The organism is Xanthobacter sp. 91 (genome assembly GCF_000702385.1).
GTDB lineage: Bacteria > Pseudomonadota > Alphaproteobacteria > Rhizobiales > Xanthobacteraceae > Xanthobacter > Xanthobacter aminoxidans.
Window position 1 is genome coordinate 4727775 of sequence record NZ_JNIB01000001.1, and the last position, 15072, is coordinate 4742846.

A 15072-nucleotide genomic window follows, 5' to 3' on the forward strand; every position below is an offset into this window, starting at 1 on the left:
CGCCGCGGTCCCGCTACCGCCGTACCCAAATTCTGCTCAGCCCGCCTTTAGATTGTGCACCGGGGGCTAGTAGGAGTAGGGCTGATGAGGCTGGCGGGGGTCTCCATCGTCCGCGATGAAGCGGACATAATCGAAGCGTGGGTACGCCATAATCTATTTTTCTTAGATCATCTTTACATTGTAGATGATGGCAGTACCGACCAGACAACTCGCATCCTCGAAATTCTCGTCGAGGAAGGTCTTCCCATATCGGTGACTTCTGAAAAATCACTGGCGGCTTATCATCAGGGCGAGCGCACTACGGCCCTGATCACGCACGCCATGAACGCTTCATCGTGGGATTTCATCTTTCCTCTGGATGGCGATGAATTCATCGTCGCGGAGGATCGCGCGGCCCTGGAGACGGACCTCGCCGCCATCGGCGGATATCGCCTCGGCGGGCTGAACCCGCGTCATTATCTCATGACCGAAGAGGACGACCCGGACGAGCCCTGCCCCCTGACCCGCCTGCGCCACGTGGCGGTGCACGACCCCTACATCTTCAAGGTGGTGGTACCCGGCCCCCTCGCCTGCGAGCGGGGCTTTGCCATCATCGACGGCAACCACCGGGCAACCAAGTGGGACGTCACGCTGCCGTCCATGATGCTGCCCAACGTCCAGCTCGCCCATTTCCCGGCCCGGTCGGAGGCGCAACTGGTGAGCAAGGGAATCGCCGGCTATCTGCGCTGGACCGCCCGGACCGACTTCTCGGAAGGCGCTCCGGACCGGATCCTGGCAGGGGTGGGCATCCTCAAAGAGGAATCGGACATCCGGGTGCGCGCGCTGGATCGGCTGGCGGAGGTTCTCGGCCCGGATCGCGGCGGACACCATGCGCGGCTCCAGCCGTTCGTCGAGCGCCGGGGCGAAGTGCGCTATCCCGAGCTGGCCCGCATCTTTCCCTATCGTCGCGTGCTGTCGGCGACGGACGATCTCGTCCACGCCTTCAAGGCGGCCCTGGACGAGAACCGCGAGCTGCGGCAGGTGGGCGCCACCTTCCGGTCACGCCTGATCGCGCTGTTTTCCCGGCGCCAGAAGTCGCTGCTCAAGCGGCTCACCGCCCTGCGTCATGCCCAGGACGTGCCGAAGGCGCCACTCGGGTACTATTGAGGGCGCGATTGCCGGGGGGCTTGGCCTCAGAGCTGGATGATGCCCCCCGATGGCGCCGGCTTGCCGGCCTGAACCCATTCGGACCGCGAAACCCGGGCAAGGCCGGGGTTTCGCAGCGCCGGAGGGTGTCTCTCAGGACTTCCACCACAGATCTTCGACCGGGAAACGGCCGGCCGCTTCCTCGATCACTTCGGCGAGGGAGAACAGCGTCTCTTCCTCGAACGGGCGGCCGATGAGCTGAAGGCCCAGCGGCAGGCCGTCGGCCGAGAGGCCGGCGGGGACGGAGATGCCGGGCAGGCCGGCCATGTTCACCGTCACCGTGAAGACGTCGTTGAGATACATCTCCACCGGATCGGCCTTCAGCTTCTCGCCAATGCCGAAGGCGGGCGACGGGGTCGCCGGGGTCAGCACCGCGTCAACGCCCTGCGCGAAGGCGAGGTCGAAGTCCCGCTTGATGAGGCTGCGGACCTTCTGGGCGCGCAGGTAATAGGCATCATAATAGCCGGCGGAGAGCACATAGGTGCCGATCATGATGCGCCGGCGCACCTCGGGGCCGAAGCCGGCGGCGCGGGTGTTCTCATACATCTCCACCACGTCCTTGCCCGGCACGCGGGCGCCGTAGCGCACGCCATCATAGCGGGCGAGGTTGGACGAGGCTTCCGCGGGCGCCACGATGTAATAGGCCGGCAAAGCGTACTGGGTATGGGGCAGGGAGATGTCGACGATCTCGGCGCCGGCCTCTTCCAGCCACTTGGCGCCCTCGCGCCAGAGGGTGTCGATCTCGTCGGCCATGCCGTCCATGCGGTATTCGCGCGGAATGCCGATCTTCTTGCCCTTGATGGAGGCGCCGACAGCCTCCTCATAGTCCGGCACCGGCCGGTTGACGCAGGTGGAATCCTTCGGGTCGTAGCCGGCCATGGAGCGCAGCAGGATCGCCGCATCGTTCACCGTGCGGGCGAAGGGGCCGGCCTGGTCGAGGGACGAGGCGAAGGCGACGATGCCCCAGCGCGAGCAGCGGCCATAGGTGGGCTTGATGCCGACCGTGCCGGTGAAGGCCGCCGGCTGGCGGATGGAGCCGCCGGTATCGGTGCCCGTCGCGCCGGCGCACAGGAAGGCCGCCACCGCCGCCGCCGAGCCGCCGGACGAGCCGCCGGGCACGATGGGGGTCGTGTCGCCGTCGCGCTGCCAGGGTGACACGACAGGACCGAAGGCCGAGGTCTCGTTGGACGAGCCCATGGCGAACTCGTCGTTGTTCAGCTTGCCGAGCATCACCGCCCCGTCCCGCCACAGGTGGGAGGTGACGGTGGATTCGTACTGCGGCACGAAATTTTCGAGGATCTTCGAGCAGGCCGTGGTGCGCACGCCCTCGGTGGCGAACATGTCCTTGATGCCGAGGGGGATGCCCTCCAGATGCCCGGTGTCGCCGGAAGCGATGCGCTTGTCGCTCTCCTTCGCCATCTCAAGGGCGATCTCCGGCGTCTCAAGCACATAGGCGTTGAGCGGGCGCGCCTCTTCCATGGCCTTCAGATAGGCCTCGGTGAGCTCGACGGAGGTGAACTCGCCCTGGGCAAGCCCCTCGCGCGCCTGGGTGAGGGTGAGCTTGGTGAGCTTGGTCATTCCACCACCTTCGGCACGGTAAAGAAGCCACCCTCGGCATCGGGGGCATTGGCGAGCACCTTCTCCGGGCAGTTCCCGTCGGTCACGGCGTCTTCCCGCATGGGCAGCTCCATGGGGACAACGCTGGTCAGCGGCTCGACCCCGGAGACATCGAGATCCGCCAGTTGCTCGACGAAATCGAGAATGGCGTTGAGCTCGTTCTGAAGATGGCCGAGTTCCTCCTCCCGCACGGCGATGCGTGCGAGATGGGCCACCCGGCGGACTGTCGCCTGATCGACGGACATGAGTAGGCTCCCAAAAGCTGCCTGCCGCTATAGCAAGGGGTATGCCGCGGTGGAAGGGTTTGGGCGCGGGGGCGGCCCGTCAGAGGTGGCGTGGCAGGTCCATCCGTTGGTGCAGAATTCGGACGACCTCCAGCGTTTCTTTGCCTGCGAGCCGGAAAAAGACCACGTGCGATCCAACGGCGTGGCGCAGATAGCCGGCCTTCGCCGCGCTTGCATCACGGCCGACGACGGTTCCTCGGGCGAGGCAATCCAGCGCGCCGGCGATCAGCCTCACGTAGGTTTCGGCCTGCGCCGTGCCCCAGCGGTCTTGCGAGAACGTCCAGATGGAATCGAGATCCTGCCGCGCCTTGGGAGTAAGGATCAGGAGAAGGCGCGCCATATGCGGTCAGGCCGCGCCGGACCGCTTCTCGGCGAGGAAAGATTCGACATCGAAGGGCTCACCCGGCCCGCTCGCCTCGCCCTCGGCCAGAGCCGACCGGAGCGCATCGAGTCGCGCCTCATGCTCCTCCAGCAACCGCAGGCCGGCGCGCACCACATCGCTGGCCGAACTATAGCGTCCCGCCTCCACTTGGCGATCGACGAAACTGGCGAAATGGTCGCCGAGGGAAACGGACGTGTTGCGCGACATGGGTTAGCTCCTCCCCGAAGAATACCAAGGATTGGTACAGGTTGGTAGGCTACCCCCTTGCTCCGCTCCACAAATCCTCTACCCCTCACGCATGGTAGACGCGCCCCTCCCCGCCCCCGTCGGTCCGCTCGCGGACATCGCCGCCCTTTTGCCGCCGCGCGGGGCGCTGATCGGGCTTGATCTCGGCACCAAGACCATCGGCGTCGCGGGCTCCGACCCGGACCGCCGCATCGCGACCGTGATCGAGACGGTGAAGCGCACCAAGTTCACCGCCGAGGCCCTGCGTCTGGTGGCCCTCGCCGACGAGCGGCGGGCGGTGGCCTTCGTGCTGGGACTGCCGCTCAACATGGACGGCACCGAAGGTCCCCGCGCGCAGGCGAGCCGGGCCTTCGCCCGCAATTTCGCCCGGCTGGCGGGGCGGCCCATCGCCCTGTGGGACGAGCGGCTGTCCACTGTCGCGGTCGAGCGGGCGCTGATCTCGGCGGACATGAGCCGGTCGCGACGGGCCGAGGTGGTGGACCAGCACGCGGCGGCCTTCATCCTCGACGGGGCGCTCGGCTTCCTCGACCGCCTCGCGCAGAACGAGGCGGGAACCGACTTCGAAGACTGATTCGGCCCCCTCCTGTTCCTGGCAGGTTCTTCGCGAGCCGCCGGCCCTGCCCCATTTCGGGACAATGGCGCTTTTCTTATCCCGGCTCCGGGCCTAAAGCGGGCGCGCGGCGAATTCGCACCGCCGTGTAGGAGTAATTGCCTGCCGCCGAACGGCCGGCACGGTAAGCGTCTGCCCCATGAGCCTCATCTTCACGGCCCTCGTGCCGGTCTTCCTCGTCATCGCCCTCGGCGCCGTGCTGCGACGCATCCTCCTGAAGGACGCGGCCCATTGGGCGGCGCTGGAGAAGCTGACCTATTTCGTGCTGTTCCCGGCGCTTCTGGTGGTCTCCGCGGTGAAGGCGGACCTCAGCACCGTGAATGTCGTGGCGGTTGCCGGCGCGCTCATCGGGACCGTTGTGATCCTCTCGGGCCTGATCGTTCTCCTGCACAAGCCGCTGATCGCGGCGCTGGCGGCGGACGGGCCCGGCTTCACCTCCCTGTTCCAGGGGGCGGTGCGCTGGAACACGTACATCGTGCTGGCGGTGGCAGGCGGCCTCTATGGCGCGGCGGGAATCACCATCGCCGCGCTGGCGCTGGTGGCGATGATCCCGGTGGTGAACATCATCGCCGTGCTGGTGCTCGCCTCCTTCTCCGGCCGCCACCCGCCCACCTTCGCCTATGTGGCCGAGCAGTTGGCGCGCAATCCCTACATCTGGGCCTGCTCGGCGGGTGCCCTGCTCAATGTCACGCACGTCCCGGTGCCGCCCGTCCTGGTGGAGTTCGGCGATATCCTCGGCAAGGCCTCGCTGGCGCTGGGGCTTCTGGTGGTCGGCGGCGGCCTGATCCTCGACCGGCTGAAGCGGCCGCGCGCCATCGTGTTCGCCAGCCTCGCACTGAAGCTGCTGGTGAAGCCGGCCATCGCGATCGCCCTGGCGCTGGCGTTCGGGCTGAGCGGCACGGAGCTTGTGGTGGTGGCGATCACCGCCGCCGTGCCGTCCGCGCCCAACGGCTATGTGCTGGCGCGGCAGATGGGCGGAGACGCGCCGCTCCTTGCGGAGATCCTGACCATCCAGATTATCGGCGCCGCCATCACGCTGCCGCTGGTGGTGACCATCGCCAAAATGCTGGCCTGACGATGCTGGCCTGACCCAAACGAAAGGGCGGCCGAAGCCGCCCTGACGAACCTCGTCTCCCCGCGACTCAGCAGGGCGAGAAATAGCCCTGCCCGCCGGGGCCGGTGGTCACCCAGCAGCTGCGCGGGCGCGGCGGGGGCACCGGCTCCAGATAGACGCGCGGCGCGGGTTGGTAATAAACAACCGGCGGCTGCTCGTAATAGACGACCGGGGGCGGCGGGGGCGCAGCCACAGCGCCGGCGATGGCCGCCGCGCCCAGCACGCCGATGGCGACGCCCGCGCCGAGCGCTGCGCCATTGCCGCAGTTCCAGCAGCCGCCGCGGTACCAGCGGCCGCGATACCAGTAGCCGACATCGGTGACGCTCGCGGCCTTGGCCGGCGCCATGGCCAACGCGCCGGTGCCGATGGCGGCGGCGTTGCCCGTTCCGGCACTGCCGGTGAGCACCACGGCGACGCCGAGCGCCATGAGGTTCGTCCGCATCAGAATGGACATGACGAGTAACTCCCAACCTCCGGGGCGACGGTCTGGCGGCTCGCAACAGCCCGTCCGATCCGGCTGCGAAAAGGCTCGATGAGACTTCGTTCCAAAGTGTGGCGACGCCGGGGAATCACCGGGACCGCCCTTCACGGATGGTGAACGGCCGGTAAATCACGGCGATCGATGCCTTGCCGCGCCAAGCTTCATTCACAGGCTTCCCTTGCCGGGGCCGCGCTTGGCCGCTATGCCTCCCGCCTGCCATGCAAGATCCTTCCGCCTTCACGCTCTCCGGCCGAGACCTCATCGGCATCGAAGGGCTTTCCGCCGGCGAGATCACGGGTCTGCTCGACCTCGCCGAGGAGTTCGTCGAACTCAACCGGCAGATCGAGAAGAAGCGCACGACGCTGCGCGGACGCACCCAGATCAACCTGTTCTTCGAGGCCTCCACCCGCACCCAGTCCTCGTTCGAGATCGCGGGCAAGCGGCTCGGCGCCGACGTGATGAACATGTCGGTCGCCTCCTCTTCGGTGAAGAAGGGCGAGACGCTCATCGACACCGCCATCACGCTGAACGCCATGCACCCGGACATCCTCGTCGTCCGGCATCACGCCTCCGGCGCGGTGGCGCTTCTGGCGCGCAAGGTGGATTGCTGCGTGGTGAATGCCGGCGACGGCGCCCACGAGCACCCCACCCAGGCGCTGCTCGACGCCCTGACCATCCGCCGCAACAAGGGGCGCATCCAAGGACTGACGGTCGCCATCTGCGGGGATGTGCTCCATTCGCGCGTGGCGCGCTCCAACATCGCGCTCCTGAACACCATGGGCGCCAAGGTGCGCGTGGTGGCGCCCTCCACCCTCCTGCCTTCCGGCGTGGAGAGCCTCGGCGTCGAGGTGTTCCGCACCATGGAGGCGGGGCTGGAAGGGGCGGATATCGTGATGATGCTGCGCCTCCAGCGCGAGCGCATGGCCGGCTCCTTCATCCCCTCGGTGAAGGAGTATTTCCACTATTTCGGCCTCGACGAGGCCAAGCTGCGCTACGCCGCGCCCGACGCGCTGGTGATGCACCCCGGCCCCATGAACCGCGGTGTGGAGATCGACTCTGCCATCGCGGACGGGGCGCAGTCCCTCATTCGTGAGCAGGTGGAGATGGGCGTCGCCGTGCGCATGGCGGTGCTCGATTCCCTCGCGCGGAAGCTTCCCAATGCGTAACGGCCGCTCCCATTCCAACGATTCCCGGCCGCTGCTGCTCGCCAATGCGCGGGTCATCGACCCCTCGCGCGGCGCGGACTTCCATGGCGACGTCTTCCTCGCCGACGGCGTGGTGAAGGACGCCGGCTTCGGCATCGCCGCCGCCGGCATTCCCGATGGTGCCGAGGTGGTGGAGTGCGCCGGGGCGGTGGTCGCGCCCGGCCTTGTGGACATGCGCGCCTTCGTGGGCGAGCCCGGCGCCGAGCATCGCGAGACGCTCGCCTCGGCGAGCCACGCCGCGGCGGCGGGCGGTGTCACCACCATCATCTGCCAGCCGGATACGGACCCGGCGGTGGACGATCCGGCCATCGTGGACTTCATCCTGCGCCGGGCGCGGGACACGGCGGTGGTGCGGGTGCATCCCATGGCGGCCATCACCAAGGGCCTCGAAGGCCACGAGATGACCGAGATCGGCCTGCTGCAGGCCGCCGGTGCTGTCGCTTTCACCGATGGCCACAAATCCATCATGAACGCGCAGGTGCTGCGCCGCGCGCTCACCTATGCCCGCGATTTCGACGCCCTCCTGGTGCACCACACCGAGGACGCCTCAATGTCGCAGGGGGCGATGAACGAGGGGGCGTTTGCCTCCCGCCTCGGCCTCTCCGGCAATCCGAAGGCGGCCGAGACCATCATCCTCGAACGCGACGTGCGGCTCGTGGGCGCGGCGCGCTCGCGCTACCACGCGGCGGCGCTCACCTGCGCCGAATCGCTGGAGGTGCTGGAGCGGGCCAAGGCCGCCGGGCTGCCGGTCACCGCCTCGGTCAGCATCAACCACCTCTCGTTCAACGAGCTGGATATCGGCGCCTACCGCACCTATTTCCGCCTCGCCCCGCCCCTGCGCGGGGAGGAGGACCGGCAGGCGCTGATCCGCGCGCTGGCCTCCGGCCTGCTGGACGTGGTGGTCTCCGACCATCTGCCGCAGGACGTCGAGGGCAAGCGCCTGCCCTTCTCGGAAGCCGAGCCCGGTGCCATCGGGCTGGAGACGCTGCTCTCCGCCGCGCTGCGTCTCGTCCATTCCGATCAGGTGGACCTCGTGAACCTGCTCGCCGCCCTCTCCACCCGGCCGGCGCAGATTCTGGGTCTGGATGCCGGCACGCTTCGGCCCGGCGCGGCGGGGGACGTGATCGTGTTCGATCCCGGCATGCCCTATGTGCTCGATCCCCGCTCCCTTAAGTCGCGCTGCCGGAACACGCCGTTCGACGAGGCGCGCCTCGACGGGCGGGTGCTGCGGACCGTCGTTGCCGGGCGCACCGTCTACGAATACGTTTGACCCACCGTGACCTGTGCCGTCCCGCCGCGGCGGCGCGGCGAGATCGTTCGAGGTGCGCATGCCTGATACCCCGCCCGCGCTCGTGCTGCTGATCGCGCTCGCGTTCGGCTACCTGCTCGGCTCGGTCCCGTTCGGGCTCCTCCTCACGCGCTTTGCCGGCACCAAGGACCTGCGCACCATCGGCTCCGGCAACATCGGCGCCACCAACGTGCTGCGGACCGGCCGCAAGGATCTCGCCGCCGCAACCCTTCTGCTCGATGCGTTGAAAGGCACCGCGGCCGTCCTCCTCGCCCGACATTTCGCCGGAGAGACGGCCGCCATGGCGGCGGCGGTCGGCGCCTTCCTCGGCCACATCGCGCCGGTGTGGCTGCGCTTCAAGGGCGGCAAGGGCGTCGCGACCTTCCTGGGCGTCACCATCGGCCTGTTCTGGCCCGCCGCCATCGCCTTCGCGGTGGTGTGGCTGGGGGCGGCCTATTTCACGCGCTATTCCTCTTTGTCCGCGCTCATGGCGTCGGTTGCCACGGTCATCGCGGCCATGGGCCTCGGGCACAACAATCTCGCCGTGCTGCTCGCCGTGCTCGCCATCCTGCTGTGGCTGAAGCACCACGAGAACATCCGCCGGCTGCTGGAAGGCACCGAGGGCAAGATCGGCGCGAAGGGCTGAGGCGACATGGCGCGGGGCAGGGCACAGGGTCCCGCCAGCGGGCCGTCGAAGGGCGAATTGCTCGGGCCGGAGCAGCGCCGCGACTGGCTGCGGCTGATCCGCACCGAGAATGTCGGCCCGCGCACCTTCCGCGCCCTCATCAACCAGTTCGGCGGTGCCGGTGCGGCGCTGGAGGCCCTGCCCTCCCTCGCCCGGCGCGGCGGACGGCTGATGCCGCCGCACACGCCCACCATCGCCGAGGCTGACGCCGAGATGGAGGCGCACGCCCGCATGGGCGCCCGGCTGGTCGCGCTCGGCGAGCGTGACTACCCCCCTGCCCTCGCCGCCCTCGACGATGCGCCGCCGCTGATCTCCGTGCGCGGCGAGGCCGAGGTCTTGCGCCGGCCCATGGTCGGCATCGTCGGAGCCCGCAATGCCTCTGCCGCAGGCCGCACCTTCGCGGCGCGCCTCGCGCGGGATCTCGCGGCGGGGGGATGGGTTGTGGTGTCCGGCCTCGCGCGCGGCATCGATGCCGCCGCCCACGAGGCGAGCCTCGACGGCGGCACGGTGGGCGTGTTCGCTGGCGGACTGGCCAAGCCCTACCCACCCGAAAACCTCGGCCTGATGGAGAAAGTGGCCGCGACCGGCGCGCTCGTCTCCGAAATGCCCATCGGCTGGGAGCCGCGCGCCCGCGACTTTCCCCGCCGCAACCGTCTGGTTTCGGGCATGAGCCTCGGGGTGGTGGTGGTGGAGGCGGCGGAGCGCTCCGGCTCGCTCATCACCGCGCGGCTCGCCGCCGAGCAGGGGCGCGAGGTGTTCGCCGTGCCCGGCTCGCCGCTCGATCCCCGTGCGGGCGGCACCAACCGCCTGCTGAAGCGCGGGGCGACCCTCGTCACCGAGGCAGCCGACGTGATCGAGGTGCTCACCCCCATCGCCGGGCGGCGCGAGGATCCGGTGGTCGAGGCGGAGGCGCCGTTCGTGCCGGCGGGGCCGGTCACGCCGGGCGACGATGCGCGCGCCCGCGTGATCTCGCTGCTCGGCCCGGTGCCGACGCCGACCGACGATCTGGTGCGCCTGTCCGGTTGCACGGTCGCGGAGGTCCAGATCGTGCTGCTGGAGCTTGAGCTTGCCGGACGCCTCGACCGCCCGGGCACCGGGCGGGTTGCGCTCAAATAGGGGCGGAGCGGCTCACCGCCGCTCGGCGTCGGTGCTCCCCGGTCCGCGGGACGATACATTGTCGGCCAACGCGCGCGCCTCCTGACGCGCCATATCGAGCACATAGGCGAGGGTACTGAACCCGTGGTTGCGGGCGAGACGTGACAATTCGGCGGTAATGGCGGCGACATAGGCAGCCGTCGCGGCCGCATCGTCGGCGATGTCGACGGGAGACCGTTCGGTCATGTCGGTTCCAAGCCCCGGTTGGTATCTGAGACTGGTCTTAAAGATTGAGTTCGATATTGAAACATACTCTGGGTTGTACTTTCATCAAACCCGGCGGCTGAGCCTGAAGGGGGGCACCATTTGACAGGCGCCCCTTGGCTCCCCATGTTGCGGCGCTCTCGGCGTCGCGATCCTCTTGCTGGGGTGAGCGATCGCGATCAGACGCCGGGCATCGGAGCCGGAGCTTCACGCTTCGCTCCCGGGATGCCAAACGGTATCGCGGGATGCTCCCTCCCCTTTCCAAGGCCGCGCAATGGGGCGGCGGCCCTTGATTGAGACACGGTTCGTCATGCAGGTCGTCATCGTCGAATCGCCGGCCAAGGCGAAGACGATCAACAAATATCTCGGTCCCGGCTACGAGGTCATCGCCTCCTACGGCCACGTTCGCGACCTCCCGTCGAAGGACGGGTCGGTGGATCCGGACGCCGACTTCCGCATGCTGTGGGACGTGGACCCCAAGGCGCAGAAGCGGCTCAACGAGATCGCCGCCGCCGTGAAGGGGGCCGATGGCCTGATCCTCGCCACCGACCCGGATCGGGAAGGTGAGGCCATCTCCTGGCACGTGCTGGAGGTGCTGCGGCAGAAGAAGGCGCTCAAGGGCCAGAAGGTCGAGCGCGTGGTCTTCAACGCCATCACCAAGCAGGCGGTGCTGGAGGCCATGAAGGCGCCGCGCGATATCGACGTGGCGCTGGTGGACGCCTATCTCGCCCGCCGCGCCCTCGATTATCTCGTGGGCTTCACCCTCTCCCCCGTGCTGTGGCGCAAGCTGCCCGGCGCGCGGTCCGCCGGCCGCGTGCAGTCGGTGGCGCTGCGCCTCGTCTGCGACCGCGAGCGGGAGATCGAGACCTTCGTCCGCAAGGAATACTGGTCCATCCTCGCCCGGCTCGCGACGCCGCGGAACGAGGAGTTCGAGGCCCGTCTTTCCGGCGCCGACGGCAAGAAGATCACCCGCCTCTCGGTGGGCACGGCGGAGGAGGCGAAGGCCTTCCGCGAAGCGCTAGACAGCGCCGCGTTCCGGGTGCGCTCGGTCGAAGCCAAGCCCATGAAGCGGCATCCCCAGCCGCCCTTCACCACCTCCACCCTGCAGCAGGAGGCGAGCCGCAAGCTCGGCCTCGCGCCGGCCCGCACCATGCAGATCGCCCAGCGCCTCTATGAAGGCGTGGACGTCGGCGGCGAGACGGTGGGTCTCATCACCTATATGCGAACCGACGGCGTGGACATGGCCCCCGAGGCCGTTGCCGCCACCCGCGATGCCATCGGCAAGCAGTTCGGCCCGAAGTACCTGCCCGGCGTGCCGCGCAAGTACACCACCAAGGCCAAGAACGCGCAGGAGGCCCACGAGGCCATCCGCCCCACCGACCCGTCGCGTCATCCGCGCGATGTGGCCCGCTATCTCGATGGCGAGCAGGCCAAGCTCTATGAGCTGATCTGGATCCGCACGGTCGCGAGCCAGATGGAATCGGCCGAGCTGGAGCGCACCACGGCGGACATCGAGGCGAAAGCCGGCGCCCGCACGCTGGACCTCACCGCCACCGGCACCGTGGTGAAGTTCGACGGCTTCCTCACCCTCTACCGCGAGGGCAAGGACGATGAGGATGACGACGAGGAGGGCCGCCGCCTTCCGGCCATGAGCGCCAACGAGGCGCTGGCCAAGCGCGACATCAACACCACCCAGCACTTCACCGAGCCGCCGCCGCGCTATTCGGAAGCCTCGCTGGTGAAGCGCATGGAGGAACTGGGCATCGGCCGCCCCTCCACCTATGCCGCCGTGCTCGCCGTGCTGCGCGACCGCGAATATGTGAAGCTCGACAAGAAGAAGCTGGTGCCGGAGGACAAGGGCCGGCTCGTCACGGCCTTCCTCGAAAGCTTCTTCAAGCGTTACGTGGAATACGATTTCACCGCCGACCTCGAAGAGAAGCTCGACGAGGTTTCCGCGGCCGAACTCGACTGGAAGGAGGTGCTGCGCGCCTTCTGGCAGGATTTCCACGCCGCCATCGAGGCCACCAAGGATCTGCGCGTGTCGCAGGTGCTGGACGCCCTCGACGAGATGCTGACCGCCCACATCTTCCCGCCCACCGAGGACGGGACAGACCCGCGCCTGTGCCCCACCTGCGGCACCGGCCGGCTCTCGCTGAAGATGGGCAAGTTCGGCGCCTTCATCGGCTGCTCCAACTACCCCGAGTGCCGCCACACCCGTCCGCTCACCGGCGACAATGCGCAGGAAGGCGACGGCACCCGCGTGCTCGGCCTCGATCCGGATTCGGGCGAGGAAGTCACCATCCGTTCGGGCCGCTTCGGCACCTATCTCCAGCTCGGAGAGGGCAAGGAAGGCGAGAAGCCCAAGCGCTCGTCGCTGCCCAAGGGCCTTGCCCCGGCGGACGTGGACCTTGAAACCGCGCTGAAGCTGCTGGCCCTCCCGCGCGAGATCGGCCTCCATCCGGAGGATCGCGAGCCCATCCTCGCCGGCATCGGACGCTATGGACCCTATGTCCAGCACGGGCGCACCTACGCCAACATCGAGGACGGCGACGACATCCTCGCCATCGGCCTCAACCGGGCGGTGGCGCTGATCGCGGAGAAGCAGTCCAAGGGTCGTGGCGGGCGCGGCGGCACCCCGGCCGGGCGGGTCGTCGGCGACCATCCGACGCTGGGCGGGCCGATCACCGTGCGTCCGGGCCGCTTCGGGCCTTACGTGAACCACGGCAAGGTCAACGCGACCCTGCCCAAGTCCACCGATCCCGAAACGCTGACGCTGGAACAGGCGGTGCAGCTCATCGACGCCAAGGCGGCGTCTTCGCCGGCCAAGCCCGCGCGTGGCGGCGCCCGCAAGGCGGCTTCGGCGGATGGCGAGAAGGCCACGCCGAAGAAGGCTGCCGCGAAGAAGCCCGCGGCCAAAAAGCCGGCGACGAAAGCCGCGGCGACCAAGAAGCCCGCTGCCAAGAAGGCAGCCGCAAGCAAGCCCGACGCGGCCGAATAGGCGCCGCGCCGTTCCGGCCGGGGCAGCATCACACGATGCTGCCCTCGCCCTCGCTGGCGTGGACCGACGTGCGCAGCGGCCGCTCCGGCAGGAACGCCAGCGCCACGGCCGCCAGCGCCGCCACCACCGTCATGGTGAGGAACACCCGGCTGAACGCGCTTGCGAGGCGCGCCGGGTCCGCGCTGCGCGCCAGGGTCTCGATATCCGCCGCCCCGCCCGTGGCCAGCGCGGCGAGAAGCACGGCGCCAAGCACGGCCACGGCCAGCGCGCCGCCGAGCTGGCGGAAGAAGGTCATGACGCCGGTCGTCGTGCCCATCAGATGCGGCTGCACTGCGTTCTGGATGGACACCGTGCAGACCGGCAGCGCCGTGCCCAAGCCCAGGCCGATGACGACGAACAGCGCCAGGGCCAGCGCCAGCGGCATGGCCGGAACCAGGCCGATCGCGAGGAGCCCGGCGGTCGCGAGCGTCAGCCCGGCGAGGGCGGGACGCTTGTAATGGGCAAGGCGCGCCATGGAGCGCCCGGAGAGCACGGCCCCCATCACCACGCCGCCCATGAAGGGAATGAGCCCCAGGCCCGACTGGGTGGCGGAGAGGCCGCGCGCCGTCTCGAAATAGAGCGGCACGAAGATGGACAGGCCGACCATTCCCCCGAATGCGAGGAACGAGGCGATCATGCCCCAGCCCACCACCTTGTCGGCGAGGAGGCCGAGGGGCAGGAACGGTTCCTCCGCCCACCGCATCCGCCAGATGAACAGGGCAACGAAAACCGCCGCGCCGGCGAACAGGCCGAGGATGAGCGGCGAGCCCCAGGGCAGGCGCACGCCACCCCAGCCGAGGGCGAGGAGCAGCATCAGGCTCGCCACCGCCATCAGCGCCGCGCCCAGATAGTCCATGGCATGGCGGCGCTCGTGGCGCGGCAAATCGCGCAGCCGCCGCTCGGTGATGAGCAGCGCCACAAGGCCAATGGGCAGGTTGACCCAGAAGATGAGGGTCCAGCTGAGATACTGGGCAAAGAGACCGCCCAGAACCGGACCGGCGATGCTGGAGGCGGCGAACACGCCGGCGATCTGCGCCTGATAGCGCCCGCGCTCCCGCGGCGAGACCAGATCGGCGATGATGGTCTGGGACAAAGAGATGAGGCCCCCGCCGCCCAGCCCCTGCACCGCCCGCGCGATGATGAGGGCGAGCAGGTTCGGTGCCAGCGCGCAGGCCACGGAGGCCGCCGAGAATACGGCGACGGCCGTCAGCAGCATCACCCGCCGCCCGTGGATGTCGCTCAGCTTGCCGTAAAGCGGGGTCGCCACCGTCGCGGTCAGGAGATAGGCGGTGACCACCCAAGAGAGGTTGGCGAAGTCGCCGAACGCATCGCCGATGGTCGGCAGGGCCGTGGCCACGATGGTCTGGTCCAGCGCGCCCAGCAGCATGGCCAGCATCAGGCCGAAGATGATGCGGCGGATCTCGGCGTGGCTGGGTGGGGTCTTCGCCCCTGACGAAGCGTGGGGCGACTGGGGATCGATCTGGTTCATCGGGGGAATCGAACGACGGCGGAGGGACGACCATGGGTCGCCCGTTGCCATCCGATTGCAAGGCCGACGGGACGGAAGGGGCACCCCCAT

The 15072-nt window shown here is 68.8% G+C and carries 15 protein-coding genes; 8 read left to right on the forward strand and 7 right to left on the reverse strand.

The annotated features are described in order from the left end of the window. The first annotated feature begins 84 nt into the window (after positions 1 to 84). On the forward strand, positions 85 to 1146 hold the full coding sequence (locus A37E_RS26175) for a glycosyltransferase family 2 protein (protein WP_081837729.1): 1062 nt from the start codon (positions 85 to 87) through the stop codon (positions 1144 to 1146). A gap of 132 nt (positions 1147 to 1278) precedes the next feature. Here A37E_RS26175 and gatA read toward each other — a convergent pair whose 3' ends face one another. The 4 genes from gatA to A37E_RS0122095 form a co-directional block, all read right to left on the reverse strand. Further along, on the reverse strand, positions 1279 to 2763 hold the full coding sequence (gatA, locus tag A37E_RS0122080; protein WP_029558603.1) for an Asp-tRNA(Asn)/Glu-tRNA(Gln) amidotransferase subunit GatA: 1485 nt from the start codon (positions 2761 to 2763) through the stop codon (positions 1279 to 1281). Beyond that, positions 2760 to 3047: an Asp-tRNA(Asn)/Glu-tRNA(Gln) amidotransferase subunit GatC gene (gene gatC / locus A37E_RS0122085; RefSeq protein WP_029558604.1), complete on the reverse strand. Its 288-nt coding sequence runs from the start codon at positions 3045 to 3047 to the stop codon at positions 2760 to 2762. The genes gatA and gatC overlap by 4 nt, the downstream gene beginning before the upstream one ends. 79 nt (positions 3048 to 3126) lie before the next feature. Further along, a complete protein-coding gene (locus tag A37E_RS0122090) occupies positions 3127 to 3426 on the reverse strand; it encodes a type II toxin-antitoxin system RelE/ParE family toxin (protein WP_029558605.1) in 300 nt (99 codons plus the stop codon). A gap of 6 nt (positions 3427 to 3432) precedes the next feature. Then, a complete protein-coding gene (locus A37E_RS0122095; RefSeq protein WP_029558606.1) occupies positions 3433 to 3675 on the reverse strand; it encodes a type II toxin-antitoxin system ParD family antitoxin in 243 nt (80 codons plus the stop codon). 91 nt (positions 3676 to 3766) lie between these two features. Between A37E_RS0122095 and ruvX the strand changes: the two genes are divergently transcribed. Further along, complete coding sequence (gene ruvX, locus A37E_RS0122100) at positions 3767 to 4285, forward strand: Holliday junction resolvase RuvX (protein ID WP_024278940.1); 519 nt, start codon at positions 3767 to 3769, stop codon at positions 4283 to 4285. Between the two features lie 178 nt (positions 4286 to 4463). Next, entirely contained in the window at positions 4464 to 5399 is a 936-nt protein-coding gene (locus tag A37E_RS0122105; RefSeq protein ID WP_024278939.1) for an AEC family transporter, read from the forward strand. 67 nt (positions 5400 to 5466) lie between these two features. On the opposite strand, the gene A37E_RS25570 is transcribed toward A37E_RS0122105, so the two are convergent. Next, complete coding sequence (locus tag A37E_RS25570; protein WP_038193539.1) at positions 5467 to 5892, reverse strand: hypothetical protein; 426 nt, start codon at positions 5890 to 5892, stop codon at positions 5467 to 5469. A gap of 245 nt (positions 5893 to 6137) precedes the next feature. Between A37E_RS25570 and A37E_RS0122115 the strand changes: the two genes are divergently transcribed. The 4 genes from A37E_RS0122115 to dprA are packed head-to-tail and all read left to right on the forward strand — an operon-like array spanning position 6138 to position 10213. Then, positions 6138 to 7085, forward strand: a complete 948-nt coding sequence (locus A37E_RS0122115; protein WP_024278937.1) for an aspartate carbamoyltransferase catalytic subunit — start codon at positions 6138 to 6140, stop codon at positions 7083 to 7085. Then, positions 7078 to 8394 (forward strand): dihydroorotase, encoded by a 1317-nt coding sequence (locus A37E_RS0122120; protein WP_029558607.1) that lies wholly within the window; start codon positions 7078 to 7080, stop codon positions 8392 to 8394. The genes A37E_RS0122115 and A37E_RS0122120 overlap by 8 nt, the downstream gene beginning before the upstream one ends. Positions 8395 to 8452: 58 nt before the next feature. Continuing rightward, positions 8453 to 9058, forward strand: a complete 606-nt coding sequence (gene plsY / locus A37E_RS0122125) for a glycerol-3-phosphate 1-O-acyltransferase PlsY (RefSeq protein ID WP_029558608.1) — start codon at positions 8453 to 8455, stop codon at positions 9056 to 9058. 6 nt (positions 9059 to 9064) lie between these two features. After that, positions 9065 to 10213, forward strand: a complete 1149-nt coding sequence (dprA, locus tag A37E_RS0122130; protein WP_051679256.1) for a DNA-processing protein DprA — start codon at positions 9065 to 9067, stop codon at positions 10211 to 10213. A gap of 12 nt (positions 10214 to 10225) precedes the next feature. Here the strand turns inward: dprA and A37E_RS0122135 are convergent, their stop codons facing one another. Further along, complete coding sequence (locus A37E_RS0122135; protein WP_024278933.1) at positions 10226 to 10438, reverse strand: hypothetical protein; 213 nt, start codon at positions 10436 to 10438, stop codon at positions 10226 to 10228. Positions 10439 to 10766: 328 nt separating this feature from the next. Between A37E_RS0122135 and topA the strand changes: the two genes are divergently transcribed. Next, positions 10767 to 13454: a type I DNA topoisomerase gene (topA, locus tag A37E_RS0122140; protein WP_029558610.1), complete on the forward strand. Its 2688-nt coding sequence runs from the start codon at positions 10767 to 10769 to the stop codon at positions 13452 to 13454. Between the two features lie 28 nt (positions 13455 to 13482). Here topA and A37E_RS0122145 read toward each other — a convergent pair whose 3' ends face one another. After that, on the reverse strand, positions 13483 to 14982 hold the full coding sequence (locus A37E_RS0122145) for an MDR family MFS transporter (RefSeq protein WP_029558612.1): 1500 nt from the start codon (positions 14980 to 14982) through the stop codon (positions 13483 to 13485). Positions 14983 to 15072: the final 90 nt, after the last annotated feature.